Source organism: Calditrichota bacterium (genome assembly GCA_013151735.1).
Taxonomy (GTDB): domain Bacteria; phylum Zhuqueibacterota; class JdFR-76; order JdFR-76; family BMS3Abin05; genus BMS3Abin05.
In genome coordinates this window covers 33,413-60,405 of record JAADHR010000217.1, presented here as the reverse complement: position 1 = coordinate 60,405, position 26,993 = coordinate 33,413, and the positions used below count along the sequence as shown (strand labels likewise).

Here is a 26,993-nt window from a genome sequence, read left to right as displayed (position 1 = left end):
ACCGCTTGTGCGGGCCCCCGTCAATTCCTTTGAGTTTCAGCCTTGCGACCGTACTCCCCAGGCGGGGCACTTAATGCGTTAGCTTCGGCACTGATCCACCAATGGCAGACCAACACCTAGTGCCCATCGTTTACGGCGTGGACTACCAGGGTATCTAATCCTGTTTGCTCCCCACGCTTTCGCGCTTTAGCGTCAGTTGTGGGCCAGGAAGCCGCCTTCGCTACCGGTGTTCTTCCCGATATCTACGCATTTCACCGCTACACCGGGAATTCCGCTTCCCCCTCCCACACTCAAGATAAGTAGTATCGAAGGCAGCCCATATCGTTAAGCGATAGGATTACACCTCCGACTTACTTACCCGCCTGCACGCCCTTTACGCCCAGTGATTCCGGACAACGCTTGCCCCCCCCGTGTTACCGCGGCTGCTGGCACGGAGTTGGCCGGGGCTTTTTCTGAAGGTACCGTCAAACCTGGAGATCTATTCGATAACCAGGCGTTCTTCCCTTCTAAAAGAGGTTTACACTCCTTAGAGCTTCTTCCCTCACGTTGCTGGGTCAGGCTTTCGCCCATTGCCCAATATTCCTCACTGCTGCCTCCCGTAGGAGTCTGGCCCGTGTCTCAGTGCCAGTGTGGCCGATCACCCTCTCAGGTCGGCTACCCATCGTCGCCTTGGTGAGCCGTTACCTCACCAACTAGCTAATGGGACGCAGGCCCATCTTCAGGTATGACCTCGACAAGTCGAGGCCACTTTAACAACATATCCAGGCGGATCCGCTGCATCATCCGGTATTAGTCAGCCTTTCGGCTGGTTATCCCGGTCCTGAAGGCAGGTTGCCTACGTGTTACTCACCCGTTCGCCAGTTTACTCCCTCAAGCAAGCTCGAGGTTTCTCCTTGACTTGCATGTGTAAAGCACGCCGCCAGCGTTCGTCCTGAGCCAGGATCAAACTCTCCATTGTGGCTCTTTTTTTATACTTTTGAGCGTCGCAAGAACTCTCTCATCTTTTAGGACTCGCACATCGAGTTTGTCAATGAACATTTTTCGTTGATTCTCTAAGAACAAAAGCGCTCTGCCGTTTTTCGTCCAGAGCGAATTAAATATACAAAATCAATTATGATTTGTCAAGTCTTTTTTAATTCTTTTTGCTTTTTTTTAGAGAACAATCGGCTTTTTTAAAAGCGAATTAAATATACGAAATGAATTTCAGTTTGTCAACATTTTTTTATAAAAAAATCATCCGATCTTCTTCTTTTTTCGCTTCCCCATCCGTAGAATACCTGTTTACTGGTTGTTATTTCACGAATAACACCTTCCTTCCCGATCACGATTTTTTTTGAGGGTTTCCCTCTCCTCTTCTCTCTCGCCACAAGGGAACACATTTCTCGGAAGCCGTGATTTTTTCTTTCTTGTTTATGAATTCTTTCATATATTTAGTTTGAACCAAATTCGGATTTTTCTCCCCAAAAACGATGGATCGGTTTCCGGAACTGCGCTTGTCTCAAACCGTGTCTTGTGGGCCATTTCTTGAACCCGGGGTTGGAAACCGTCCTGTTACGGATCATGCATTAAATAAACCGGAGGAAAACAGTGATGGAAATTATCTTCGAAACGATTACAAAAGAGACCCGCGGAAACACCGACATTATTGATATTACCCCGGATGTCCGTGAAAAAATCGGCCAATCCAGCCTTCGGCAGGGGTCGGTTCTTCTGTTTGTGCCCGGGTCTACCGGGGCGCTTACAACCATTGAATATGAGCCGGGCTTGCTGCAGGACTTACCCGAATTTTTCGAGCAGATTATCCCATCCAATCGGTCTTATCACCACGATCGCACCTGGGGTGACGGCAACGGGTACTCTCATCTTCGGGCCTCTCTTGTGGGGCCGTCCCTAAACATTCCCTTTTACGCAGGGGAATTGGTTCTGGGTACCTGGCAGCAAATTATTTTTATTGATTTTGACAACCGGCCGCGTCATCGGAAAATTATCGTTCACATCATCGGTGAGTAAGAAAGGAAGTGCCCTATGCCAATTCGTACTATTGAATGGAAAGAGGATTCGGTTTACCTGATCGACCAGACGCTCTTGCCTGAAAAGATCCTGAAGCGCCGGATTCAATCCCCGACGGAAATGGCCCATGCCATTCGAAGCATGCAGATTCGGGGAGCCCCCGCCATTGGAATCGCGGCCGCGTTTGGTGTTTATCTGGGGGCACGAACGGTGGCGAATTCCTCTCCGGAAGATTTTCTGGAAGGGGTTTCTTCTGCTGTTTTCCAATTAAGAAAAACCCGGCCAACCGCCGTTAATTTGTTCTGGGCGCTTAACCGCATGGAGCAAAAAGCCCGGCGTATTGCCCATTTACCACCACGGGTTCGTCTCGCCGAACTTCTGCAGGAGGCACAGAACATTCTGGAAGAAGATCGGCAAATGTGCCGGGCAATCGGCAAAAACGGGCTTTCCCTCATTAAAGAAAAATCCATTACATTCCTTACCCATTGTAATGCAGGCGCACTGGCTACGGCCGATTACGGCACGGCACTGGGCATTATTTACGCCGCACAGGAGGCCGGCAAAACCGTCCGTGTTTTCGCCGATGAAACCCGCCCCCAGCTTCAGGGTTCCCGCCTGACGGCATGGGAGCTGCAACAGGCCGGGATCGACGTAACCGTAATTTGCGACAACATGGCTGCTTTCGTTATGAAACAGAAAAAAATTGATTATATTGTCGTGGGAGCCGACCGTATTGCCCGAAATGGCGATGTGGCCAATAAAATCGGGACCTACAATCTGGCCGTTTTGGCTGAAAAACACAAAATTCCCTTTATCGTAGCAGCCCCGTCCAGCACGTTCGATTTGTCCATTGAGGACGGCGGCCACATTCCAATTGAAGAGCGCAATCGGGATGAGGTGATCCGCCGATTCGGGGTTCTAACCGCCCCCGAAAATGTTTCGGTTTACAACCCGGCATTCGACATTACAGAAAGTGCCCTGATTACTTCAATTGTGACCGAAAAAGGGGTGCTGCGCCCCCCATTTGGAGAATCCATAAAAAAATTAATGATGAATCAGAATTCCGCAACGTCCGATCCGCCAAAAACGAATTGAACACGGCTTAACCGATAGCCTCGATTTTTGCATTTTTCACAGGAGGCCAGAAATCGAAATCTAAAATAAAACGGAGCAAAAAATAAATCTTGATTTCTTTGGGATTATATCGTATATTTTTTAGATTTAAAAATCACAAAATTACAATATTTAAAGGAGGATAGTTTCAAATGAACAAGATAAAAACCATTGTTTTGTTAGTCCTTGGGGGAGTGTTGTTGGCCTATTTTGCCGGGTGTAATAGTACGGCCTTTACGTCCGCCAAGGTTTACCTGCAGCAGGATAACATTGACAAAGCCATCGAACAGTTGGAAATTGAAGTCAAACAGAATCCATCCAATGCCGAAGCACACTATCTGTTGGGCGCATCCTACGCAAAACTGGGTAAGTTTGAACTCATGAACAAAGAGTTTGACGAGTCCCTGAAACTGACAGACAAGTACAAAAAGAATATTCAGAACTATCGGTTAAAATATTGGGGTGAAAATTATAACCGCGGCGTTCGTTTGCTAAAGGCCAAAAAATATGACGATGCCATCAAGAGTTTTGAAACCGCCATTCGAATCGATTCCACCCGCGCTGAAAGCTACCAGAACATGGCGTTTGCGTACATCAAGAAAAACAATATCAAGAAGGCTGAAGAGCTCTACAAAAAGGTGCTGGAGCTAAAGAAAGACGATCCTAAAATCTATTTTACACTGGGATCCGTTTACTACAACGAAAAGCAATACGATCAGGCCATTAAGATGTTTGAAAAGGCCATTGAGTTGGATCCGAACAATAAGGACGCCTTTTCATACCTGGCCCTCGCTTACGATATGACGGGAAATTCCCAAAAAGCCTTTGACATGTACAAGAAGGCCATTAAAAATAATCCGAATGATACCGATCTTCTGTTTAACCTGGGACGGCTTTATTTCCAGAAAGAGGACTGGCCCAATGCCATTAAGATTTTTGAACAATTGGCTCAAAAGACCCCCAATGACTACGATGTGGTTTACAATTTGGGAAATGCCTACCTTTACTATGGCGATAAGATTACCAAAGAACGCCGAAAATTGGAAGAGTCGGGTAAGAAAATTTCGAAAAGCGATCTGCAAAAGCTAAAAGATCAGGAAAAGGCTGAATATACCAAAGCAGTTACTTATCTTGAAAAAGCCGTAAAAATCAAGCCGGACAATCCCAATGCCTGGTACAATTTAGCCGTGGCCTACGTCCGGATTGGTGAAAGCAAAAAAGGAAAAGCCGCATTCGATAAAGCCGATGAATTGAAAAAGAATAAATAATATTTATCCCTCCCATAAAAAAGCCCTGACAAATGGTTTCATTTGCCGGGGCTTTTCATCTGTATATGGGATCCAGAATTATATTTCCATTATCTGCTCTTTTGCGTATCAATTCATTGTCAGATTCTTTTTTAAATTGGGAACCGAATCTTCACCGTAAAATTCGGGCAGGACACATTATATCTGGCAAATACTTAACGCTAAAAAACACAATAAATAATAGACAACTGAACAAAAAACAAGGAGAATCAACATGAAAAAAATGGGATGGTTGGCTTTTGCGATTGCCCTGCTTGTATCCTTTTCATCATTGGGGCAGGCGCAGAACAATTTACAGATAGGCTTGAATGCTGCAGGTGGAGGAATTGGTTTTGTAAATCCCTCAGGCGGCATTGGCAGTACAATTTCGTTGGCTGGGAATGCTGAACTGGGAACCTTTATGAAGGACTTTCATCTGGTTGGATTTGCGCAGTTCTGGACCAAGAAATATGCCGAGGGGGTCTATTGGGATTGGAAGTGGACAGAGATGGTTTTCGGAGGCGGCGCTAAATATTATTTTAACCTTGAAAATATGCCCTTCAAACCCTATGCCGGTGCGGGTTTGGCCTTCGTGTTTAGCCGGTCCAGTTGGAATTATACGGGACCCGCCAGTATTTATATCAAAAACAGTGAATCAAATACAAATCTGGATTTTGGCGCTCAGATTTTTGGCGGTGCCGAATATTCAATTAATCCGAAAATGACCGCCTATGCCGAACTTCGTTATCACACGGACGGGGTGGATTTTCTCGGGATTTACGCCGGTGTTCTTTATCGCCTAAAATAGTCCCCTTTCTCCAAATTCAGGCGGGCAGCCCACAAAAAGGCTTCCCGCCTTTTTTATTAATTCGTTTCCAGCCTTCAAGCAAGTCATGGCGCAATTGACTATCTTTTAACTTGAATCTTTCCCCAAAATCCGTTATATTTAGATTCATTTATTCTTAAAAGGGACGGATTCAATGACACTCACACAATCTATTATTTTGGGTCTGATTCAGGGACTGACCGAGTTTTTGCCCGTCAGCAGCTCGGGACATCTGGTGCTGGCAGAAGCCATTTTGCATATTCAAAAACAGGGCATTACGTTCGAGGTTTTTGTTCATTTCGGAACTCTTTTGGCCGTGGTTGTGGCCTTTTGGTCAGACATCGTGGCCATGTTTCAAGCGGCTCTTCGGTGGATCGCCCATCCCGGACAAACCGGCCATCTCTGGAAAACCGACAAGGGCTTCCGACTGCTGATCCTTCTGGTGATTGGGACCATTCCCGCAGGAATCATTGGCGTTTTGTTTGATAAAACAATTGAGAGCGCTTTTTCCGAACCCCGCTTTGTGTCCATTATGCTCTTGATCACCGGCGTGATTTTGCTCCTTTCCCGATTCGGAAAAACCAGGCGAAGCACGCCCACAACGTCCGATTCCATTCTTATTGGTTCGGCTCAGGCGTTTGCCATTATCCCGGGAATTTCGCGCTCCGGGTCAACCATTTCCGCTGCCATGTTGCTGGGATTGGAAAAAAATGAAGCGGCTCGTTTTTCCTTTTTATTGGCCGTACCTGCCATTTTCGGAGCCTTTGTTCTTAAGCTTAAGGATTTACTTGCCGGGCCGGCGATTCCTCACGCCGAGGTTTTGTCTCTCGGGATCGGCACACTCGTTTCATTCATTTCGGGTTACTTTGCCATTATTCTCTTGTTGGACCTCGTTAAGCGGGGAAAATTTAGCTGGTTTGCCGTTTACTGTTTTGCACTGGGTCTTTTTGGATTGATCTATTTTATGTAATTTCAAACCCATCTTTTATGATTAGTCGGAAAATTTGGTGGGAAATAATTCGAATCTTTTAAATGGGTGTCTGCTTCAAATGGGAAATGACTCCATAAAAATTGTAACAACAAACCGAAAAGCCTATCACGATTACCACATTCTGGAAACCCATGAGGCAGGTATTGAGCTGGTTGGAACAGAAGTAAAGTCGCTGCGGGAAGGCAAGTGCAATCTTAAAGATAGCTACGCAACGGTTAAGAACGGTGAAGTGTTCCTGCTGAATATGCACATCAGCCCGTATTCACACGGGACGGCCTTTAATCACGAGCCGACACGCACCCGAAAACTACTGCTGCACCGTGCCGAAATCGACAAGCTGACCGGCAAGATCAAAGAAAAAGGACTGACGCTGGTCCCCCTTAAAATCTACTTTAAGCGCGGACGCGCCAAGGTGGAACTGGGATTGGTCAAAGGAAAACACACCTACGACAAGCGGAAAGACATTGCCAAACGCGATATGGAACGGGAAATGAAGCGGGAAATAAAGCAGAAGGTGAAGTACTAGGGTTTGTTGGGTTCTTTGTGTTGTTGGGTTTGTTGATTGATTTGGTAAAAATATTTCTTAATAAGATTTAATTTTTAACCGGAGGTTGAATGTTTCCAAGCGTGAATGAACAGATGGATTTGATTCGTCGGGGTACCGATGAAATTATTCCTGAAGAAGAACTGGTAAAAAAATTGGAGCGCTCCATTAAGGAAAACAAGCCGCTGCGCATTAAAGAAGGATTTGACCCCACGGCGCCGGACATTCATCTGGGACACATGGTGAGCATCCGAAAATTACGCCAATTCCAGCAATTGGGACACCAGGTCATTTTCCTGATCGGCGATTTTACCGGCATGATTGGTGACCCCTCCGGCCGCAATGAAATGCGCAAGCACATGACAAAGGAAGATGTGCTTAAAAATGCCGAAACCTACAAAGAACAAATCTTTAAGGTGCTCGATCCCGAAAAGACCCTTATCGATTTTAACAGTCGCTGGCACGGCAAATTGATGTTTGAAGATGTGCTGGTTCTGACATCCAAATACACCGTTGCCCGGATGCTGGAACGCGACGATTTTAAAAAACGGATGAAAGCCGGCAAGCCGATCTCCATTATGGAATTTCTTTACCCGCTGGTGCAGGCCTACGATTCCGTCGCTCTGAAAGCCGATGTGGAGCTGGGAGGCACCGACCAGAAATTTAACCTGCTGGTGGGTCGGGACATCATGAGCGAGTACGGCCTGGAGCCGCAGGTAATCCTCACCATGCCCCTGCTGGTGGGCCTGGACGGCACTGAAAAAATGAGTAAAAGCCTGGGAAACTACATCGGGATTAACGAGCCCCCCAACGACATGTTCGGCAAAACCATGTCCATCCCCGATAACCTGATCTACACCTATTTTGAATTGGCGACAGACGTTCCCAACGAAGAACTTGAGCAGATCAAAAAACAATTGGAAGACCCCGGTATTAACCCAAGGGATTTAAAGGCAAAGCTGGCATTCGAAATTGTAAAAATTTACCACGGTGAAACGGCAGCAAAAAGCGCCCGTGAGGAATTTGAACGGGTCTTCAGCCAGAAACAGCTTCCTGACGATATGCCCGAGTTTGTGCTGAAGAAATCAGAGGGCAAAATCTGGATTGTGCGCCTGATGGCCTCCGCCGGATTGGTGAAAACCAACGCCGAGGCCCGGCGGCTTATTCAACAGGGAGCCGTGAGTATTGATGGACAAAAAATCACCGATACCAATCTGGAAATCCAACCGGAAAAAGATTTTGTTCTAAAGGTCGGCAAACGACGGTTTTTAAAGGTGAAGATTGTAGAATAAAACTCCTTTTCGACCGGCCGCTTTTGGGGGGCTTGCCGGGGCCGCGTATTGTAAAATGAGAATTATTTGGACTTGGGCCTATTTTTTAATAGCACGCACTCACGCGAAAAACAAGAAAATACAATACAATCTTCCCATTCTTTGAATGGATTCCCCGCTACGACACAAATTTTTACTTGACAAACCAGACCATAATTTTCTACATTAGTGCATCACCGGTAGTTTTTTAAATAATTCTGAGTTCACTTTAAGCACTGTGAATACCATAAATTGTGCTCACGTGATTTTAATTGATCGAAAGGCGCAGTCAATAGCATTCTTGAATGGCTTCAGCTCCAAGACAACGTAAATATTGACCATAAAAAAGGATGGTCATGCACATTCCTGACGGATATTTATCGCCGGAAACCTATATTCCCGCTGCTTTGGGTTTTGTCCCTTTGGCCTTGTATGCCTACAAAAAAGTCAAAAGGAACGTGACCCGTGAAACCATGCCGTTTCTTTCCTCGTTGACAGCGCTCTCATTCGTTATCATGATGTTTAACATCCCCATTCCGGGGGGCACAAGCGGACACGCCATTGGAGCCGCAGTAATTGCTATTTTATTTGGCCCGTGGGCCGGATTTCTTTCACTCAGCATCGTTCTGTTTATTCAAGCCCTTGTGTTTGGCGATGGAGGTATTACCTCCTTCCCGGTCAATGCTTTCAGCATGGGATTTGTGGCCTCTTTTACAGCTTCGGCCGTTTATTCTTTTTTGAAGAATCACTTTAAAAATTCAACGTCCGCTTTTTGGGCGGGTTGGACCAGCATCGTGATGGCTGCACTTTCATCTTCTATTTTTCTCGGAATTCAACCGCTTATTGCCACGGGCAGCAATGGACATCCGCTGTTTTTCCCATTTGGTCTGACCATAACAATTCCGGCAATGGTTGGATCACATATTTTATTCTTCGGGGTTGTTGAAGGTATTTTCACCACTCTGACTCTGGGTTTTATCCAAAAAATGGACCCCCGGTTTCTATCCAGCCGCATGCAAACATTCCGAAAACGCGACCTGGCTATTTTGGGCATTTTTCTCTCTGCCTTGTTTCTGCTGGTCCCTCTGGGTCTTCTTACGCGTTATCCGGCATGGGGAGAATGGACGTCCGATACCTATGCCCGCATCCTTGGATTTATTCCTGAAGGAATGCGGAAATTTTCAGAAATTTACACGGCTCCGGTCAGCGATTACAGCCTTAAGAGCCTGAATCCTGTGGGTTCCTATTACCTTTCTGCTCTAATTGGAATGGGCTTAATTTTTATCCTTACAGCCATTTTATTCAGGCATTTCGGCCGCCACGAAAAATCGACCCACCAGATACTTGCACTGCTGTATGTAACCGGCATTCTATTCCTGACCTTAACGTCCACTCTCTACATCATCCTTGCCGTACTTTTGTTTCTCTTCCTGCTCTCCTACCGCCAATTTCCCCGCCATTTTAAGCGGGCCTTTCTGATTGTTCTCTTTTTCAATTCCATCGTGACGGTATTTTATATTCTTTATGCCTCGATCCAACGCACCTCTTTCATCGATTTCATTCTGCTCATTAATCTCCGAACCTTTACCCTCACCTATTTGACCATTCTTTTTATGAGCAAGGTCAATCTTTTCGCGGTGTTTTCGTTTTCAAGCACTCTCACGTATCTGCTCACAATCTCTTACGGACAGATTTTATCCTTTCGAAGGATTTTTAATGATTTTCGTCTATCCCTGAAAAGCAGGATGATTGAAAAACTGAAGCGAAGGGATATCTACGCATTTATCTCATCGACCGCCTTTTTCTTTATGAATAAATCCCTGAATAATTCCAAAGAAATTTTCCAGGCCATGCAATCGAGAGGTTTCTTGAATGATTAAACTGACGGACATTTTCTATTCTTATGATGCACAACCCGTACTTAGGAATATTTCATTCGACATTAAGGAAGGGGAACGGCTTGTTCTGTTGGGTGTCAACGGAAGCGGCAAATCGACCCTTCTCAAACTCATTGACGGACTGATTGATCCCCAAAAAGGGTCGTATTTTTACCGGGGACATAAAATCACCCAGAAGGCCTTTAAGAATAAAACACTTCACCGCCGGTTTCGCTCCGATGTCGTACTCCTGTTTCAGAATCCGGATGTGATGATCTTCAATCCCACGGTTTATGATGAAATTGCATTTGGCCTGAAACAGCTGGGCAAAAATCATATAGATGAAAGAGTAGGCTATTGGGCGGACAAACTCAAGATAACCCCCCACTTGAAAAAGCCCCCTTTCACACTGAGCAGCGGCGAGAAACAGAAGGTCTGTATCGCAGCCCTCCTGGCCCTTGAACCGAAGGTGTTATTATTGGATGAACCTACCTCCAATCTGGATCCCATGACAACCGGCTGGCTCATTGATTTTTTATCCGAAGTAAATCTGACGACTCTCGTGGCCACTCACAATCTGAGCCTTTCGCAGGAAATGGGCGACCGGGTACTGGTTTTAAGTCAAGACCACGAGCTCATTTTTGACGGCAAACTGGACACCTTTTTGCACAATACCGAAAAATTAATGGCAGCCAATCTGGTTCACAGCCATGTTCACATGCACGATCATCTTACCCACAAGCATTTTCATTTGCATGATTGGGACTAAACCCATGTTTTTTTGGACAAAGCATTAAAGGCCTTAAAATGGATTCTCTTGACATCGGCACAATCATTTTATCCTCGGATTACAGGGTTGTCGGCATGAATCGTTATGCCCAAAAGATATTAAAAATGGATTCCTCGAGGATGGGAAAACGCGTTTTTGATTATCACTCTTCTTCCAGCCGGCGAAAAATCAAATATCTCATCGCAAAAATCCAGGAAAATCAGCAGGATCTCCCGGTTGCCATGATTATCGATGTCCTGAACAAGGTCCTTATGATTAATTTTTGTAAAATTCACATGGCCGACACAAATGCCGAAAATTTATACTCAATGACCTTTATTGATGTCTCCGATCAAACAGAAGCTCATATAAACCCGGAAAATGGTGTTCTTAATATCAGAAAATTTCCCATTTTTCATAAGGGATCCATTGTGTTTCTGGATGCCTCTTCTATTTATTATATCCAATCCGATGGGAATTATTGCAAACTTGTTACGGATCACAAATCCTATTATTTGCATCTGACCTTGAAGGAGATTCTTCACCGGTACAGCGGTACCGAACTGATGCGGGTTCACAAAAGCTTTATTGTAAACCTGGAACATATCCGGGAAATAAAGCATATCAGTTCCACAAAAAACATCATTATTTTTGACCGTGAATCCATAAAATCTATCCCAATTGCCAAGCGCAAAATGAATGATCTGAAGGCCTTATTGGCCTTTCATAAAAAGCATAAAAGATCTGTGTAAACGCCGTTTGAGCCAAAATCCTCTGCGCCTGTCTCTGTTCCTTGACCGATTATCAACGGATTTTTACCATTTATCAAAAACTATTTGACTATTGACCCCAACATTATTAAAATAGTGAATAACAGGCCTTTTCCCCATACGGGCTTTTTGAAAAAATAACACAATCATCCAGCATTGCTTTAATCGTTTATTTTAATAAATGGTTATTCATCCCATTTGCCACGCTTTATTTGGCAAGAAATAATTTCAGAAAAACCTCCAACGGCCCCAGAATTGAAGCATTTTTGGGAAGCGTTGTTCTGTGCCCCCATTTGTTTGGCGGTTTTTTTGCGGTAAAGAATAAATCAAAAAGGAGGTGATTGTGTTATGAAAACTGTCTTTGTCCATCCAGAGCGTTGTATCGGATGCCGACACTGCGAAATGGCCTGCGCCATTGAACACTCCAAATCCCAGGACCTCTTTGGAATGCTGTTTGAGACCCCCCGTTCAAAGCCGAGAATACATGTGGAACTGGGTATCGATTTCATGACCTTCCCCAACCGCTGTCGTCACTGCGACCCCGCACCGTGCATGCAAGTTTGCCCCACAGGGGCTCTGCACAGAGATGTTGAAACCGGCTCCGTACTCGTGAATTACAGCACCTGCATCGGATGTGCCATGTGTGCCATGGTCTGTCCCTTTGATATTATTTCATTTAATAAGGTCTGGAGCATTCAATTGGATCACGAAGTTAACACCAAATGCGATCATTGCATTGACAGACAACAAGCAGGAAACATTCCCGCCTGTGTTGAGGCCTGTAAAACAGGTGCCCTTGAATTCGGAGATGCGAACACTATTATTCGATCGTCTCGAAAGGACTTTACAGTACGAACAACCCTGGCTTTGAAGGGAGAAGAAGCCCCTTCCCTGCCCCCCAACATCGAAGCATTTAGAGATATCATGGCAAAAGTCTCCCAATTTGGAACATTGGGTTAAGGAGGACATTATGGACAAGAAAATAGAAATCATTGTAAATGCAAGAACTACCGATGAAGCCGCAAAGGTTGTTCTTGAAAAAGCGATTGAAGAAGGCATAGAAACCGTTTGGGATCGGCTTGAAGCACAGCAGCCCCAATGCGGATTCGGCCAGTTGGGAATGTGCTGTAACCGATGCGCCATGGGTCCCTGCCGGATTTCGCCCTTTGATGATGCCGGTCCTACGCGCGGCGTCTGCGGAGCCGATGTGGATTTAATTGCCGCCAGAAATCTATTGGACGATCTTCTGGTAGGTGCGGCATCCCATTCAGATCACGGAAGAGAAGTGGTTGAAGTATTTCTTGAGACCGCCGAGGGAAAATCTCAGGGCTACAAAATTCTGGACGAAACCAAATTAAATGCCATTGCCGACGAATACGGAATCGATACCAAGGGAAAATCGAAAGAAGCGGTTGCGAAGGAAGTGGCTCTGGCCATCTTTGAAGAGTTTGGAACGGTAAAAAATTCCATTCAATTTGCGGAATCCAGACCGCCGGAAAAAACAAAAGAAACCTGGAAAAAGGCGGGTATTGTTCCCAGAAGCGTCGACAGGGAAATTGTTGAAGCGGCACACCGGGTCCACATGGGGGTCGATTCCGATTACGTGAACATTCTGCTCCACGCCCTGCGAACCTCTCTCTCCGACGGCTGGGGCGGATCGATGATGGCAACGGACATTTCCGACGTGCTCTTTGGAACCCCCAAACCCGTATCCTCCTATGTCAATCTTGGCGTATTGAAACCGGACATGGTTAATATTGTGCTTCACGGGCACAATCCGGTGCTGTCCGAAATGGTTGTAAAAGCCTCACGGGAAAAGGACCTGGTGGATTATGCCAAAAAGATGGGTGCTAAGGGAATCAATCTGGTGGGGATGTGCTGCACCGGAAATGAAGTTCTAATGCGGCAAGGCGTTCCCATTGCCGGGAATATGCTGAACCAGGAGCTGGCTATTGCCACCGGAGCGGTGGAGGTGATGCTTATCGATTACCAATGCATTTTCCCATCCATCACAAAAACAGCCGGCTGCTACCACACAAAGGTCGTTTCCACGTCCGAAAAGGCCAAATTCCCCGGAGCCATCCATAAAGAATTTCACCCGGGAAACGCTTTCGACACCGCGAAAGAAATTGTGAAATTAGCCGTTGAGAATTTTCCGAACCGGAATCCGGATCGGGTAAAAATTCCGAACAATCCCATGAAACTCATGGCGGGTTTTTCGGTTGAGGCGATTACATCGGCGCTGGGCGGTACGCTTCAGCCCCTGATTGACGTCATTGCATCAGGGAAAATCAGAGGGGCAGCCGGGATCGTCGGCTGTAACAATCCCAAAATCAAACAGGATTACAATCACATTGTACTGACCAAGGAGCTGATTAAACGAAACATCCTGGTTTTGGAAACCGGCTGTGCGGCCATTGCCTCCGGGAAAGCCGGCTTACTGGTGCCGGAAGCGGCTGAACTGGCCGGAGACGGACTCAAAGAAGTCGCCCAGTCACTGGGTATTCCGCCGGTGCTGCATATGGGTTCCTGTGTCGACTGCTCCAGAATCCTGGTTATTGCAGCGAAACTGGCCAAAGCCCTGAATGTGGGCATTGCGGACCTTCCCATAGCGGGCGCAGCTCCGGAATGGTATTCCCAGAAGGCCATCTCGATTGGTGCCTATTTCGTGGCCTCCGGCGTTTACACCGTGCTGGGCTTGCCGCCAAAAATTTTCGGAAGCCCCAACGTGGTCCAACTTCTGACCGAAGGGGTGGAAGGCGTGGTTGGCGGTAAATTCGCCGTTGAACCGGATCCCGTCAGGCAGGCTGAATTGATGGCGGCTCATATTGAGAAGAAACGAAAGGCATTAGGCATTTAATCCGGTTTTTCCGCAAAACAACGTGAAGGGAACAGTTTATGGAAGATGTGAATAAACAAAGGCGGCAGAAGATATTTGACGTTGCTGAAAAACTGCGAACAAAAGAATCAAAATCGGAAAAAGGGTTTCGGGTGGTTATTACCGGGAAAGGAGGCGCCGGTAAAACCACCCTGACCGCTCTTTTGTCCAAGCTGCTTGCGCGGGAGGGTTACAATGTGCTTGCGGTGGATGAAGACCCCCAGGTGAACCTTCCCTACTCGCTCGGCTTTCCACCGGACAGGGACATTACCCCGGCTTCCCGCAATCTGGATTACATCGAGGAGAAAACCGGAGCCAGGCCCGGCGAGGGCTGGGGCGTGATGCTGACCCTGAACCCGGATGTAACCGATGTGGTGGAACGTTTCGGCCTGAAAACAAAGGACGGCATCAATCTTCTGGTAATGGGAAGCGTCATTCAGGCGGCCACCGGCTGCCTTTGCCCGGAAAATGCTTTGCTGGAAGCTGTAATGAGCTACATCAGCCTGCGGGAAGGTGAAGTAATTTTGATGGATACTCAGGCGGGTGTGGAACACTTCGGCCGGGCGCTGGCCCGGGGATTTACACAGGCCGTCATTATTACCGAACCCACGTTTAACGCTTACCAGGTGGCACAGAATGCGGCTAAATTATCCCGGCAGCTTGGCATCCCCTATGTCCATCTGGCCGTCAATAAAATCCGCCATGATGACGACCTTGAGAGATTTAAAAAGATGGCAGGAGAAAGCCTCAAGCAGTACGACGAACTGTTTATTCTCCCCTTCGAAGATGAAATCCTAAAAACAGAGCCGGATGTAACACCGCTGCTGCAGGGAGATTCTCGCTATATCCGCGAAGTGTCCCAGATGGCTGACAAGCTAAAAACCTACGGAGAGAAAGAATGAACCATGGTGTTTTAATTATCGGAACGGGGCCGGCGGGCGTCAGCACGGCCGAGACGCTGCGTAAATTCGGCTATCGGGAAAGAATAACCATGCTTTCAAAAGAACCCTTTCCGCCCTATTCTCCCCCTCTGATGGCGAACTACCTGGAAACACGCGGCACAAGTGATTTGATCTTCTGGAAAGGAAAGGACTTTTGCAAGGATTTTGACATCGACTGCAAGACATCGGCAGAAGTCGGGAAAGTGGAGCCGAAGCGCAAACGCGTCGTTCTGACTGACGGCACTTTTTTGGAGTACAACTACCTGGTCATTGCATCCGGCAGCGAAATGTGGATTCCCATAAAATGCGAATGTCCGGCAGAAAAAGGCAAGGAAAAATATTACAATTTCAAATCGCTTACGGCGGTTTCAAAATTACTGAACGAGGTGGATAAAGGCGCCGACAAGGCCGTCATCATCGGCGCCGGATTCATCGGGATGGAGATTGCCATCACGCTCCGGCGAATCGGCCTTTCGGTTCTGGTTGTCGAAATGATGGATCGCATTCTGCCCCGCATGATCACAAAGGATATTGCCGTACCCCTGGAATCGGTTGTTCAGGATATGGGAATCGAACTCCTGCTGAATCACAAGGGGGATTTACTCAAGGGTAAAGAAACGGCCGAAGAATTGCTGCTTTCAGACGGAACACTTATCAAGGGAAATCTGTTTATTGCGGCAACCGGCATTAAACCCAACATCTCATTTTTGGCAGGAAGCGGTATTCAAACACAAAAAGGCATTCGGGTTAATGCTTATTTGAAAACGAATTATGACACTATTTTTGCCGGCGGCGACGTGGCCGAAGTGCCGGATTTAATTACGGGAAATGCCTATCCGCACGCCATTTATCCGGAGGCCGTAAAACAGGGTAAAACCATCGCTTTCAACATCCTGGGTGAGCGCGTGTCTTACGAAGGCGGGTTGAATATGAACAGTCTCTATCACTTCAATCTCCCCATGATTAGCGAAGGTGCCATGATTGCCGAGGAAAAAGCCGACGAAGAATTATTCTACCGCAAGGAAAACGTGATCCGAAAAATCGGCCTGAAAGACGGCAAAATCCTCCGGTTTGAATTGGTGGGGGACAAAGAAGGCAGCGGCCTGCTGCACACGCTTATGACCCAGAGGAAAGATGTGAGCCGAATTAAAGACGCACTGGTTGCAAAAAAATACAATCAGGCCAAACATTTTATGAACAGCTTCGGACAGTACTTTTTCTGATACATGTCCTCCAAATGCAATAAGGGATTTAAAATGGAAGAGATTACGTTCAAGCCAATTGGCAGGGTCAGGTGTGACTTCAAGGAACCTGGAGAGCTGGAGTTTGCCTGTGAACTGGGGTTAAAATGTCCCACCGTTTCAGAAATCATCCTGGACCCAAAATTCAAGATCGGTCTGGAAGGATTACAGCGTTTCTCACATGCATTTGTTTTATTTCATATCCATAAAGTGACCAAAATGGAGCTGAAAACCTACCCGGCGCCACTATCGATAAAAAATCTGCAATCAGTGGGCGTTTTTGCGTCTCGAAGTCAGTATCGTCCCAATCCGATAGGCTTGCGTTTGGTCAAAATTTTGAGAATATCAAAAAACCGGCTGGTCGTGGAAGGACTGGATGCCATTGACGGCACACCGGTGTTGGATATTAAGCCCTATGTTCCCGGATTTGACCGGCCCGCAAACGTCCAAACAGCCGCCTGGTATCATTGGCAGGAAGGTTAGGATTGACTTTTTATTCATTCTGATTTCAAATAGTCCGGGACCGTCACGGTCATGCCGTCAGAGGCAGCCCGCACGTCCACGCCGATTTCATCGGAAAGCTGCTGCGCCAGAACCCAGGGCTTTTTCTGGAGCATCGTCATGCCAAAATGGGTGAGAATCGTCAATTGCGGGCGAAGGGCGGCAATAATCTCGCGGGCGTTGTCCAGATTCAAATGGTAAATGCCACGAGCCCGATCTCCCCGGTCTTCGTAGCGCACCACGTGCAAAATCAGAATGCGGGCGTCCTTGTAATCCTCCAAAAGCCCCTCAAAAAAGGCCGTGTCAATCATGTGCGAAATTTGGCCTTCCGGCAAGAGGAAATGAATGCCGTACGTCTCCACAGGATGTTCGTGGCGAACCGACGTGCGAAAACGCAAGCCGCCATTCACCTCGTAAATCGTGTTTTCCTGAAGAATGTGAATTTCTTTCGGAAACGCACGCACATAGCGCAAAATGACGGGATCATTTTCCAAGCAATCGTGCGGCGCAAACACCCGTCCGCGCTTCTCTTTTCCCCCGTTGGTCATGGCCTCAATTAAAATATTGATGTCGTTGGAATGGTCGATATGGCGGTGGGTCAGCAAAAGGGCATCCAGTTCCATCGGATCCAGCCGAGGACGACTTTTGGCCAATGCAACCAAACTCCCCGGACCAGGGTCCATTAATATTTTTACCCCATTTAGGTCGTACCATACGCCTGCCGACCGCCTTAATTGCCGGGCAACGACAAAGCGCGCTCCGCCGGTTCCCAGAAATTTAATCAGGTTCACTGTTCGCCCGCTCACCCCCTAAAATTCCACCAGCTTTTTGAATGCGGCTACCCGCTCATCCAATTCGTTTCGACTCAGCTCTCGCAGGCGGCTTACACTGAAACCTTCTACGCAAAAAGAGGCCACGGCACTGCCGTAAATTACCGCTTTTCGGAGATTAACTTCCGTTACATCCCCCTGCTGGGTCAGGTACCCCATGAATCCACCCGCAAACGAATCGCCGGCGCCTGTCGGATCCACCACATTTTCGATCGGATACGCCGGAGCAAAAAAATAAGAATTATTCACAGACAGGATCGCACCGTGTTCCCCCTTTTTAACAATGATCACACGCGGTCCGAGAGCCGTAATTTTTCTCATCGCGCGAATCAAATTGGTTTCGTGAACCAGATCCAAGGCCTCTTCTTCATTAATGACAATTCCATCCACCCTTTTTATGGTCTCGATGAGTGCCTCGTAACGGCCTTCAATCCAGAAATTCATGGTGTCCAGCATCGTAAAGCGCGGCCGTTCCATCTGCGCCAGTACACACTGCTGCAATTCCGGTTGAATATTCGCCAAAAAAAGAAAAGGCGTCTTTTTGTAGTCGTCGGGAATGTGGGGGTCAAAGGTCTCGAAAACATTAAGGTCCGTGTAAAGCGTTTCCCGGTAATTCATGTCCTGTTTGTAGCGGCCCCCCCACCGGAAGGTTTTTCCGGGCACCTGCTGCATGCCCTCAAAATCAACGTTCTTTTCTTTAAGAAAAGCAATGTCGTCCCAGTTAAAATCGTCTCCCACAACCCCTACCACCTTAACCGGAGCAAAGAGGCTCGCAGCCGCACTGAAGTAAATGGCAGACCCTCCAAGGGAATTTTCGACTTTTTTCACCGGTGTTTCCACTGAATCGTACGCAACGGACCCCACTACCAGAACCGAATCCATAAAACCTTTTCCTCAATTAGAAATTCAACCATCCTAAAAATTATCTGAAATGTGCGGGTATTTTCCTTTTTGGGAACTATTCTTACTGATTAACTACCCTCACATCTTCTCCGGCGCAGAAATGCCCATTAATTTCAACCCAATGGCCAAAACAATTTTCACTGCACGGCTCAGGGCAATTCGGGCTTCGGACAGAGGTTTGTCTTCAGAAATCACCCGGTGGTCGTGGTAAAACCGGTGAAACACCTCTGCCAGTTCCTGCAGGTATTGTGTTAAGCTGTTTGGCTCAAAATTGCGGACAATCCGGACCAGTAAATCAGGAAAATCCCGCATTTTTTTGATCAACGCCATTTCTTCCGGTTCCACCAAAAGTGAAAGATCGCAGTCGGGGTTGTAAGAAATGCCCTGTTCTCGGCCATACCGCAAAATATTGGCGATGCGGGCATGGGCATATTGCACGTAGTAAACGGGGTTTTCATCCGTCTGCTTTTTGGCCAGGTCAATGTCAAAATCGAGGGGAGTTGAAATCCGGCGCATCAGAAAGAAAAAGCGCGCGGCATCCACCCCGACCTCATCCACCAGCTCCCGCATGGTCACAATTTGGCCGGCCCGCTTGGACATTTTTACCACCTCACCGCCCCGAAACAGATTGACCTGCTGAATGATCTTCACATCAAACGCGTCCTCCGGAAAACCCAGCGCCAAAAGTGCCGCCCGCATCCGGGGGATGTAACCGTGATGATCCGGTCCCAGCAAATCGATCACCTTTTCAAATCCCCGATTAAATTTATTCTTGTGATAGGCCACATCAATGAAAAAATAGGTTGGTTCACCTTTTTGGGTGATGAGTACACGGTCCTTCTCGTCCCCAAATTGAGAGGCTTTAAACCAGAGGGCTCCTTCCTTCTCGTAAGTGAGGCTTTTTTCCTTCAAAATGGAGAGAACTTCTTGCTCGGCACCGCTTTTCCGAAGGTCGCTTTCGTGGAAAAAGCGATCAAAGCGGACGCGAAAATCTTCCAGCACCTTTTTCTGATCCGCCAAAATCATTTCAAGAGCAATGGTTTTTAGTCTGTCCACCCGTTCCTCGCGGGAAAGGCCGAGAAAGCGGTCGCCGTATTTGCTAATGATTTCCTTTGCCAGATCGGTTACATAATTGCCGTGGTAACCCTCTTCCGGAAAGGGTTCTTCCACCCCCAGAAGGTGGCAGTAGCGGCTGCTGACAGAAGCCCCCAGTAAACGCACCTGCCGTCCGGCATCGTTGACATAATATTCCCGTTTTGCCTCGTACCCCACGTGCGTCATGATGTTGACCATTGTGTCACCGACAGAGGCGGCCCGCGCACTGACCACATTCAGAGGACCGGTGGGATTCGCACTCACAAATTCAATCTGAATCTTTTTCCCTGCCCCGGCACGGCTCTTTCCAAAATCGGCTTCCCCCTGATTGAGAATCTCCTTTAAATATCCCTGCAAATAGGTTTTACTCACCACAAAATTAATAAACCCGGGACCGGCAATATTCACCGATTCAATAAATGACGAATCCCAATTTACATCCTCAATCAATTGCCGGGCAATTTCCCTCGGGTTTTTCTGAAGTGCCCGGGCCAAAAGCATGGCCACGTTGGTAGCAAGATCCCCGAAACGCGTGTCCCTGGGAGTTTCAAATTCGATCTTAACGGTATCCGGTGTAACGGAAAGCCTCTCCAATTGCTTCTGCAAAGAGCGGCGTACGTACGCTTCAACGGTCATCAGTTTCCTTCACCTCTTCAATTTTTGCATCTCCCCAAAGGGATTCCAGCCCATAAAATCCCCGCACCTCTTTCCGGAAAATATGTACCACAACATCAATGTAATCCAGCAAAACCCACTGAAGATTTGTGACACCCTCCTTGTGCCAGGGGCGAATGTTGATCTCTTTTAATTTTTCTAAAATCTCTTCTGAGATGGCCTTAATTTGCATGTCCGAGTCCCCCGAACAAATTACAAAAAAGTCTGTAACGGAGGTTAGATTGCGAACATCTAAGATTTTAACATCGACTGCTTTTTTTGAAAGGGTAAGTGAAGCAATATACCTGGCAATTTCATGGGAAGAAAGATTGTTTCTACCGGTGGTTTGTGTCATTTATGAAATTCTAATCCTTTCCGATTTGGTTGAACCCTTTAAGTTTTGTAAAATCAGCTCCCAGAATAACCGTGACTTCCACCTGCAAATCCGGATTCATTTTGGGCTGGATATACGCATGTTTGATTCCCAAAACCTGCGCCACGCGTTTGGCATTTTTGAGTTTCTTGGACGTCCGATCAATGACAAGCGTATTTCGCACATTAAAACTGGAATAATTCTTCGTATCCACAACATCAAATCCATTTCGCCGCAAATAGTTTGAAAAAGACATGGCCAACCCAGGAACACCGCATCCGTTTAAAAGCTCAACACGGATTTTCCTGCTTGCAGGGACGGAGACCTCAGGCGCAACAGCCTTTTTTTGAACCACCGCTGCTGAAGGGGGGCGCGTTACTTTCTTTTCCTTGAAAGCAAATTTATAGGCCGCAGAGCCGATTAGCACAATATTCAAAAGGACCAATACCCCAATCCCAAAACTCCAGAAAAAACCGCCGGAATTTCCGTATGCGCCTGCGGACCTTGATTTTGAATGCTTATTGGAAGATTGTCGATATTTTCGCTGTACCATAAAAACTCTCAAAACAATCAAAAAATAACCGAGGGACATTCCTCGGTCAAAACACGTTTCTGCTCACTTCCAGGAATTGAAACATTTAACCCAAAATACCTGATCTGAAAAAACAGCGCTCCCGGCTAAAAACAGATCCAATACGGCGTGCCCCGAACCCTTGATTTTTACGATTTCCCGCGGAGAGTGAAAAGAAAATAACTTAATATGACCAATCATTATAAAGAAATGGGGAATAATAACCGCCAGGATATCGGTTAAATTCCATCTGGATTTTTGAATGCTCGCCTAATTTGTACTCCAGTTTTGCATTTGACAGGAACAATCCATTTTGCACAGGGATATTGGGTTGAAACTTATTAAGCTTTGAAAACGGCTGATTCAATAAATAGCCCCACTGCAGAGAAAGCGTAAGCGGCTCCGAAACTTTATACCGCATCGTATTTAAATACATCGCCTGATTGATGGTGTGTCCGTTCAAACGGCTTACCATAACGCTGTAACTCTGGCGCATACTAAATTTTTCCGGGTTAAAAAGAGCACCGGATACCAAACCTATCGGGTTCGTCCCATAGGTCAGCAGTTTTTGAAAACTAATTGCCGGCCGACTCGTTTTTAATTGCGCCTTACCTGCAACAGGCATCACGAACAACACCCCCAGAATAAGAATTAAAAATCGTTTCATAAGCGCCTCCTGACGATGAAACGCCTTTTGTCAAAATTACATCTAAACCGCCGAAAGTGGATTTAGAGACTTAGTCACACGCACCCCCTGAACAATTTGCCATAAAAAATCAGAAATTTGAATTCCAGAGAAAAAACGAACCGTTTGATTATTGAACGCTTAATACCGAAAGGAGTTCTATCATAATTTATTAAATTTTATGAAAAAATCAATATTTTTTATATCTTTCTCTCCAAAAGAATCCGTTCCACAAATTTAAGATGCTCCACCGTATTCACCCCCATAATTTCCAGGGAATCGGGCGTTGTGTAGGTTTCAATCCGACGTCCGTTTTTTTGGAAAAGATCAACCATGTCCGTTAAATAGTATTCCCCCTGAACATTTTGATTGGACAGTTTCGGAAGAAATTCCAACAGCCAATGCGTCTTAAAAATATAGATTCCCGGATTAATTTCTTTGATGGCTTTTTGCTCGGGAGTGGCATCCTTATCTTCAACGATGGCGACAATTTTTCCGTTTTTATCACGAATGATGTGGCCATAACCTGTGGAATCGTCCAGTTCCGTCGTCAGCAGGGTTAAATCGGCCTGTGTTTTTCGATGTGTTTCCAGCAGATTTTCAATGGTTTCCGCTCTCAAAAGGGGCACATCCCCGTATAAAACAAGCGTATTCCCGTCAAACTGCCGAAGCAATGGAGCCGCCTGCAGAACGGCATGTCCGGTTCCCAGTTGTTCGTGCTGCCAGACAAACTCAACGGGAAACTGAGCCAGTGCCTCCTTAACTTTCTCCCCCTGATGCCCAATAACAACAATTACCTTTTCCGAGCCCACATTCAGAGCCAATTCCACAACATATTGAACCATCGGTTTACCCAAAACCGTATTCAGGACCTTGGGAATATCCTTCCGGTTCATGCGTTTGCCCTGTCCCGCAGCCAAAATTACACATGCTAATTTTTCCATTCCACCCTCAAAAGTTGAGTTACATCACGATGAGACGGTCAATTGAATATTATCAATAAGACGGGTTTTTCCCACAAAAACGGCCAGTGCAATAAGCACATCACCGCGAATTTTGTCAACAGGCTTTAGATTTGTGGTATCCACAATCTCAACATAATCTATTTTCACTGATTTCCCCTGGCGCAAAATGCGTTCAATTGTTTTTTTGAGTTTTAATGCATCCCGTTCCCCGGCGTCAATCTGTCTTCTGGCTTCTGTAAGCGACTCGTGGAGAAGAAGGGCATCCTTGCGTTCGTCCGGAGAAAGATACACATTTCTGGAGCTCATGGCCAGGCCGTCCGGCTCACGAACAATGGGCCCTGTGAGAATTTCCAGATCAAAATTCAAGTCGCGAACCATCTGTTTGATCACGATAGCCTGCTGGGCATCTTTCTGACCAAAAACCGCAAAATGGGGCTTTACAATGTTAAACAACTTGGCTACTACGGTGGTCACGCCGCGGAAATGCGTGGGGCGGGATTTTCCGCACAGCACGCGGGTAATCTCTTCAACTTCGACGTATGTGCGGTACGGATGCGGGTACATTTCTTCGGCCGAAGGGTAAAAAAGGATGTCACACCCTTCCTCACGGGCCAACCTTTCATCCCGCTCAAAATCCCGGGGATAGCGTTCCAGGTCTTCATTAGGACCGAATTGAGTGGGATTGACAAAAATGCTCATAACGGTTACATCCGCACGTTTGCGGGCTATTCGCAACAGGCTGAGATGCCCCTCGTGTAAATAGCCCATGGTTGGAACAAATCCGATGATTTGCCCGTTGCGTCTCAGAGCATCGGATTCCCTTTGCATATCCGTAATGCTATGGATTATTTTCATGCAAATAGCTCCCATAAATTCGGATTACATTATACACATTTTTTCAAAATAAATCAAGACAATTTGGAAGGATCGTTTATTAAGGACACCCTGCCTGCTAAATTTCCACGGTGGGTTCAATGAGAAAAAAGTCGTCCGGCCCGAATGGCTGTTTTTAATGATTCCAAACCGGGGCTTAAATAAAAAAAGACGGAAGAAATCCGTCTCAAATATGCTGAGGAGTACGATTTGGGTGCGTTGCCCACCTTTTTTGATGGGGTTGAATGAGGTAATTGGACTTTTAATTTATTTCCCCCCGCCATCTTCAGCAAATTACCAATTATAGATGAATGCCATGGGATCCACGGGACGTTGTTTCACGCGCACTTCGTAATGAAGATGGCTTCCCGTCGCACGTCCGGTATGCCCCACTTCGGCAATTTTGTCCCAGCGTTTTACCTTTTGCCCAACCCTTACATTGATTTTTGACAGGTGCCCATAGAGCGTTTCGTAACCGTAACCATGGTCAATAATAACGTACCGGCCATAGCCTTTTCTGGCAATCGGTGAATTATTAATGGCAATGACAACACCATCGGCCGGGGCATAAACAGGCGTTCCGTCCGGTGCGGCAATGTCAATACCGTCATGGTGGCGAATAATTCCAAGAAAGGGATCGGCCCGGCGTCCGAATTTACTTTTCAGACGCCCAATGGTTACCGGGCGAATTGAGGGGGTATGTTGAATCAGTTTTAGGTTGGCCTGTAATTTTTTACGAATGAGATTAAAGCTTTCCTTTTCCATCAGCAGGCGCCGGTCCAGCTTTTCGATATCCAGACGGAGATTGCTTGTCTTTTTACCGATTTCAACAGGCAAATCTTCAATGGAATAATCCAGATAATCAGCGGTGCCCCCAAAACCGATGTCCCGCATGCTTTCATCCACTTCCGGAAGATCAGCAAGCATTCGCAGGTCATCGTCGGTTTTTTCCAGCTCGCGGATTTTACCACTCAAACCATGTATTCTTTGTTCCATGGTATTCAGTTGAGATACAAGAATGGCATTTTGATGATTCAGACTGGCTATTTTATAATCATGATAGATATTGGTGGCCAGATACAGAACCGTTGCGGAGAATGCAAATGTGCTGATAAAAAGGAAAAAGGCTAAAAGGGTTAATTTTTTGGGGGTCAATAAAAAGAATTTCGCTTCGGAATGATCCTTTGAAAATAGTAAAAGCTTTAAATTCCACATCCTCTCACCTGCCATACATTAGGGATTCACAAGTATTATTATTTGTGCTCCCCCCGACCACACCGCGCTTTGCAAATTTAAAAGTTGTACCAATTTATAAAAAAAAACCTTGTTTTTCAAGGAAAAAATGCAAAATTATTAATTTTTTGTAAAAAATGAGACACAATCAAAAACATTATTGTAACTTAGAATTCCCCAAAAGGCATGGGTCTATCCGAGGTAATGCCGCAGCTTTCGGCTGCGGGAACTGTGGCGCAATCGATGGATAGCCTTTTCTTTGATCTGACGAACCCTTTCACGCGTGAGTTGAAAACGTTCGCCTATTTCCTCCAGCGTCAGCGGCCGTTCCAGTCCCAGTCCGAAATAGAGACGAATGACTTCCGCTTCACGTTTTGTAAGCGAGGTAAGCACATGCTCCAATTCCTTTTTAAGAGATTCTTCGAGAAGGTCCTCATCCGGAGCATGGCTGGTGCGATCTTCAATTAAATCGAGCAATGAGCTGTCTTTATCTTCGCCATAATAAAAGGGCGCGTCCAGGGACAGGTGTCGCCCCCCAATCCGAAGTGCATAATTTACATCATTTATACTCATGTCCAGTTCTGCTGCAATTTCCTCTGCAGTGGGTTCACGCTCGAATTCTTGTTCCAGTAGCGACAACGCTTTGCCAATCCGATTCAAGGCGCCCACACGATTCAAGGGCAGCCGAACCACACGTGACTGTTCCGCCAGTGCCTGAAGAATCGATTGTCGAATCCACCATACTGCATAGGAAATAAATTTAAAGCCCCGCGTCTCGTCAAATCGTGTGGCTGCTTTTATTAAGCCAAGATTTCCTTCATTAATCAGATCGTCCAGAGAGAGACCCTGATTCTGATACTGCTTTGCAATACTGACAACAAACCTGAGATTTGCTCGTGTGAGTTTTTCCAGAGCTTCGTGATTCCCTTCATGAATTTGGCGGGCTAACTCAACTTCTTCTTCCGGGCTGATAAGGGGGGTTTCCCCGATTTCTTGAAGGTATTTTTCCAATGCATTGCTGTATAACTTTTCGGTTCGATGCACAATTTTTTTTCCCAAAACGCTTCTCCAAAATTAGTTTATGTTTACAGGGATTTTTCTCTCTGATCTTGCGTGCATACGAATGCTAATGCCCCAATAAAACGGAAGGAATATTTTGATCGCTTGTCTTTTCGCATAATTGAAATGTAGTGGGTTGGTAGATTAATATACAAAATTTAATTTTATTTGTCAATGAAAATGTTACAAATTTTTAACAAAATTCTCATTTTTGCGGCTCTTCCCTGTCATTTGAAAGCCTTTTTTATCTGCTGAATCGTCACACCCAAAACGGCCTGCGATATCTGATCCAATTGCGATTCGTCTCCCACAAAATGAAAGGTGCGATGAATATGAACGATGCTTTCCCCGGGTGAGAGAAAAGCTGCGGGAGATGAGGTTTCCAGTTCATAAAATGGCCCAATTTGGCTTCCATCTTCCAAAGGACCGTCGTTGTAGGAATTGATCACATCGCCTTGAAAGGGGTGTTTTTGAATCTTCCAGAGTTGGTTAATGTACTTTTGGGGGCCTTTGGGCTTATTGAATTGAATAAGGGTCAAAATGTGGTTTTCCGCATCATAGCTCCCGGCAACGGATTTTGCACGCTGCGGGGGTACTCCCAATTTACACCGCTTGCGACCATCCGCCTTGAAAAAAATGACTCCATTCTGAATCTTAAGGCGGTCTGGAGTGATCTTTCCAAAATAATCTGTTGT

Annotated in this window: 26 protein-coding genes and 1 rRNA gene; 15 read left to right on the top strand and 12 right to left on the bottom strand. The window is 46.3% G+C overall.

All coding sequences use genetic code 11. From position 1 onward, the window contains the following. A 16S ribosomal RNA gene (locus GXO76_15850) occupies nt 1–954 on the bottom strand; the annotation flags it as partial. A 636-nt stretch (nt 955–1,590) separates the two neighbouring features. Here GXO76_15850 and GXO76_15845 point away from each other — a divergent pair. From GXO76_15845 to tsaA, 15 genes are all read left to right on the top strand, one after another. After that, nucleotides 1,591–2,010, top strand: coding sequence for a YjbQ family protein (locus tag GXO76_15845; GenBank protein ID NOY79326.1), 420 nt, complete (start codon nt 1,591–1,593; stop codon nt 2,008–2,010). A 15-nt stretch (nt 2,011–2,025) separates the two neighbouring features. After that, complete coding sequence (mtnA, locus tag GXO76_15840; GenBank protein ID NOY79325.1) at nt 2,026–3,105, top strand: S-methyl-5-thioribose-1-phosphate isomerase; 1,080 nt, start codon at nt 2,026–2,028, stop codon at nt 3,103–3,105. A 170-nt stretch (nt 3,106–3,275) separates the two neighbouring features. Then, complete coding sequence (locus GXO76_15835; protein ID NOY79324.1) at nt 3,276–4,391, top strand: tetratricopeptide repeat protein; 1,116 nt, start codon at nt 3,276–3,278, stop codon at nt 4,389–4,391. Nucleotides 4,392–4,644: 253 nt separating this feature from the next. Then, nucleotides 4,645–5,217, top strand: coding sequence for a porin family protein (locus GXO76_15830; GenBank protein ID NOY79323.1), 573 nt, complete (start codon nt 4,645–4,647; stop codon nt 5,215–5,217). A gap of 172 nt (nt 5,218–5,389) precedes the next feature. Continuing rightward, entirely contained in the window at nt 5,390–6,205 is an 816-nt protein-coding gene (gene uppP, locus GXO76_15825; GenBank protein NOY79322.1) for an undecaprenyl-diphosphatase UppP, read from the top strand. Nucleotides 6,206–6,284: 79 nt separating this feature from the next. After that, nucleotides 6,285–6,752: an SsrA-binding protein SmpB gene (gene smpB, locus GXO76_15820; protein ID NOY79321.1), complete on the top strand. Its 468-nt coding sequence runs from the start codon at nt 6,285–6,287 to the stop codon at nt 6,750–6,752. Nucleotides 6,753–6,841: 89 nt separating this feature from the next. Next, on the top strand, nt 6,842–8,062 hold the full coding sequence (locus GXO76_15815) for a tyrosine--tRNA ligase (protein NOY79320.1): 1,221 nt from the start codon (nt 6,842–6,844) through the stop codon (nt 8,060–8,062). Nucleotides 8,063–8,436: 374 nt separating this feature from the next. Further along, a complete protein-coding gene (cbiM, locus tag GXO76_15810) occupies nt 8,437–9,960 on the top strand; it encodes a cobalt transporter CbiM (GenBank protein ID NOY79319.1) in 1,524 nt (507 codons plus the stop codon). Further along, nucleotides 9,953–10,726 (top strand): ABC transporter ATP-binding protein, encoded by a 774-nt coding sequence (locus GXO76_15805; protein NOY79318.1) that lies wholly within the window; start codon nt 9,953–9,955, stop codon nt 10,724–10,726. The genes cbiM and GXO76_15805 overlap by 8 nt, the downstream gene beginning before the upstream one ends. Before the next feature lie 38 nt (nt 10,727–10,764). Beyond that, entirely contained in the window at nt 10,765–11,478 is a 714-nt protein-coding gene (locus tag GXO76_15800) for a hypothetical protein (GenBank protein ID NOY79317.1), read from the top strand. A gap of 366 nt (nt 11,479–11,844) precedes the next feature. After that, nucleotides 11,845–12,456 (top strand): 4Fe-4S dicluster domain-containing protein, encoded by a 612-nt coding sequence (locus tag GXO76_15795; protein NOY79316.1) that lies wholly within the window; start codon nt 11,845–11,847, stop codon nt 12,454–12,456. 10 nt (nt 12,457–12,466) lie between these two features. Next, nucleotides 12,467–14,356, top strand: a complete 1,890-nt coding sequence (cooS, locus tag GXO76_15790) for an anaerobic carbon-monoxide dehydrogenase catalytic subunit (protein NOY79315.1) — start codon at nt 12,467–12,469, stop codon at nt 14,354–14,356. Between the two features lie 38 nt (nt 14,357–14,394). Further along, complete coding sequence (locus GXO76_15785; protein ID NOY79314.1) at nt 14,395–15,276, top strand: AAA family ATPase; 882 nt, start codon at nt 14,395–14,397, stop codon at nt 15,274–15,276. After that, nucleotides 15,273–16,538 (top strand): NAD(P)/FAD-dependent oxidoreductase, encoded by a 1,266-nt coding sequence (locus tag GXO76_15780; protein NOY79313.1) that lies wholly within the window; start codon nt 15,273–15,275, stop codon nt 16,536–16,538. The genes GXO76_15785 and GXO76_15780 overlap by 4 nt, the downstream gene beginning before the upstream one ends. Before the next feature lie 33 nt (nt 16,539–16,571). Next, entirely contained in the window at nt 16,572–17,039 is a 468-nt protein-coding gene (gene tsaA / locus GXO76_15775; GenBank protein ID NOY79312.1) for a tRNA (N6-threonylcarbamoyladenosine(37)-N6)-methyltransferase TrmO, read from the top strand. 14 nt (nt 17,040–17,053) lie between these two features. Here the strand turns inward: tsaA and GXO76_15770 are convergent, their stop codons facing one another. The 11 genes from GXO76_15770 to GXO76_15720 form a co-directional block, all read right to left on the bottom strand. Further along, nucleotides 17,054–17,863, bottom strand: coding sequence for an MBL fold metallo-hydrolase (locus GXO76_15770; GenBank protein ID NOY79311.1), 810 nt, complete (start codon nt 17,861–17,863; stop codon nt 17,054–17,056). Nucleotides 17,864–17,866: 3 nt separating this feature from the next. Continuing rightward, complete coding sequence (locus tag GXO76_15765) at nt 17,867–18,769, bottom strand: sugar kinase (GenBank protein NOY79310.1); 903 nt, start codon at nt 18,767–18,769, stop codon at nt 17,867–17,869. Nucleotides 18,770–18,868: 99 nt separating this feature from the next. After that, nucleotides 18,869–20,521 carry an arginine--tRNA ligase gene (locus GXO76_15760; protein NOY79309.1) on the bottom strand — a complete coding sequence of 551 codons (1,653 nt, stop codon included), beginning with the start codon at nt 20,519–20,521 and terminating at the stop codon, nt 18,869–18,871. Beyond that, entirely contained in the window at nt 20,511–20,894 is a 384-nt protein-coding gene (rsfS, locus tag GXO76_15755) for a ribosome silencing factor (protein ID NOY79308.1), read from the bottom strand. The genes GXO76_15760 and rsfS overlap by 11 nt, the downstream gene beginning before the upstream one ends. Before the next feature lie 10 nt (nt 20,895–20,904). After that, nucleotides 20,905–21,465 (bottom strand): LytR C-terminal domain-containing protein, encoded by a 561-nt coding sequence (locus GXO76_15750; GenBank protein NOY79307.1) that lies wholly within the window; start codon nt 21,463–21,465, stop codon nt 20,905–20,907. Between the two features lie 202 nt (nt 21,466–21,667). After that, the gene (locus tag GXO76_15745; protein ID NOY79306.1) at nt 21,668–22,150 is read right to left on the bottom strand and encodes a hypothetical protein; all 483 of its coding nucleotides are present in this window, start codon (nt 22,148–22,150) and stop codon (nt 21,668–21,670) included. A 218-nt stretch (nt 22,151–22,368) separates the two neighbouring features. Continuing rightward, a complete protein-coding gene (locus GXO76_15740) occupies nt 22,369–23,112 on the bottom strand; it encodes an NTP transferase domain-containing protein (protein ID NOY79305.1) in 744 nt (247 codons plus the stop codon). 24 nt (nt 23,113–23,136) lie between these two features. Continuing rightward, on the bottom strand, nt 23,137–23,988 hold the full coding sequence (locus GXO76_15735) for a pantoate--beta-alanine ligase (GenBank protein ID NOY79304.1): 852 nt from the start codon (nt 23,986–23,988) through the stop codon (nt 23,137–23,139). Nucleotides 23,989–24,300: 312 nt separating this feature from the next. Then, complete coding sequence (locus GXO76_15730) at nt 24,301–25,221, bottom strand: M23 family metallopeptidase (GenBank protein ID NOY79303.1); 921 nt, start codon at nt 25,219–25,221, stop codon at nt 24,301–24,303. 210 nt (nt 25,222–25,431) lie between these two features. Further along, nucleotides 25,432–26,298, bottom strand: coding sequence for a sigma-70 family RNA polymerase sigma factor (locus tag GXO76_15725; GenBank protein NOY79302.1), 867 nt, complete (start codon nt 26,296–26,298; stop codon nt 25,432–25,434). 227 nt (nt 26,299–26,525) lie between these two features. Further along, nucleotides 26,526–26,993: hypothetical protein (locus tag GXO76_15720; protein ID NOY79301.1), on the bottom strand; the 468-nt coding region annotated here is incomplete at its 5' end.

Bases quoted from the DNA above. Each gene is read 5' to 3' on its own strand.
- GXO76_15815 (NOY79320.1), top strand. From the start codon at position 6,842: ATGTTTCCAAGCGTGAATGAACAGATGGATTTGATTCGTCGGGGTACC.
- mtnA (NOY79325.1), top strand. From the start codon at position 2,026: ATGCCAATTCGTACTATTGAATGGAAAGAGGATTCGGTTTACCTGATC.
- GXO76_15765 (NOY79310.1), bottom strand. From the start codon at position 18,769: ATGGATTCGGTTCTGGTAGTGGGGTCCGTTGCGTACGATTCAGTGGAA.
- tsaA (NOY79312.1), top strand. From the start codon at position 16,572: ATGGAAGAGATTACGTTCAAGCCAATTGGCAGGGTCAGGTGTGACTTC.
- GXO76_15735 (NOY79304.1), bottom strand. From the start codon at position 23,988: ATGAAAATAATCCATAGCATTACGGATATGCAAAGGGAATCCGATGCT.
- GXO76_15785 (NOY79314.1), top strand. From the start codon at position 14,395: ATGGAAGATGTGAATAAACAAAGGCGGCAGAAGATATTTGACGTTGCT.
- rsfS (NOY79308.1), bottom strand. From the start codon at position 20,894: ATGACACAAACCACCGGTAGAAACAATCTTTCTTCCCATGAAATTGCC.
- GXO76_15745 (NOY79306.1), bottom strand. From the start codon at position 22,150: ATGAAACGATTTTTAATTCTTATTCTGGGGGTGTTGTTCGTGATGCCT.
- GXO76_15750 (NOY79307.1), bottom strand. From the start codon at position 21,465: ATGGTACAGCGAAAATATCGACAATCTTCCAATAAGCATTCAAAATCA.
- GXO76_15805 (NOY79318.1), top strand. From the start codon at position 9,953: ATGATTAAACTGACGGACATTTTCTATTCTTATGATGCACAACCCGTA.
- cooS (NOY79315.1), top strand. From the start codon at position 12,467: ATGGACAAGAAAATAGAAATCATTGTAAATGCAAGAACTACCGATGAA.
- GXO76_15845 (NOY79326.1), top strand. From the start codon at position 1,591: ATGGAAATTATCTTCGAAACGATTACAAAAGAGACCCGCGGAAACACC.
- GXO76_15795 (NOY79316.1), top strand. From the start codon at position 11,845: ATGAAAACTGTCTTTGTCCATCCAGAGCGTTGTATCGGATGCCGACAC.
- smpB (NOY79321.1), top strand. From the start codon at position 6,285: ATGGGAAATGACTCCATAAAAATTGTAACAACAAACCGAAAAGCCTAT.
- GXO76_15835 (NOY79324.1), top strand. From the start codon at position 3,276: ATGAACAAGATAAAAACCATTGTTTTGTTAGTCCTTGGGGGAGTGTTG.
- GXO76_15800 (NOY79317.1), top strand. From the start codon at position 10,765: ATGGATTCTCTTGACATCGGCACAATCATTTTATCCTCGGATTACAGG.
- uppP (NOY79322.1), top strand. From the start codon at position 5,390: ATGACACTCACACAATCTATTATTTTGGGTCTGATTCAGGGACTGACC.
- cbiM (NOY79319.1), top strand. From the start codon at position 8,437: ATGCACATTCCTGACGGATATTTATCGCCGGAAACCTATATTCCCGCT.
- GXO76_15740 (NOY79305.1), bottom strand. From the start codon at position 23,112: ATGGAAAAATTAGCATGTGTAATTTTGGCTGCGGGACAGGGCAAACGC.
- GXO76_15760 (NOY79309.1), bottom strand. From the start codon at position 20,521: ATGACCGTTGAAGCGTACGTACGCCGCTCTTTGCAGAAGCAATTGGAG.
- GXO76_15830 (NOY79323.1), top strand. From the start codon at position 4,645: ATGAAAAAAATGGGATGGTTGGCTTTTGCGATTGCCCTGCTTGTATCC.
- GXO76_15730 (NOY79303.1), bottom strand. From the start codon at position 25,221: ATGTGGAATTTAAAGCTTTTACTATTTTCAAAGGATCATTCCGAAGCG.
- GXO76_15780 (NOY79313.1), top strand. From the start codon at position 15,273: ATGAACCATGGTGTTTTAATTATCGGAACGGGGCCGGCGGGCGTCAGC.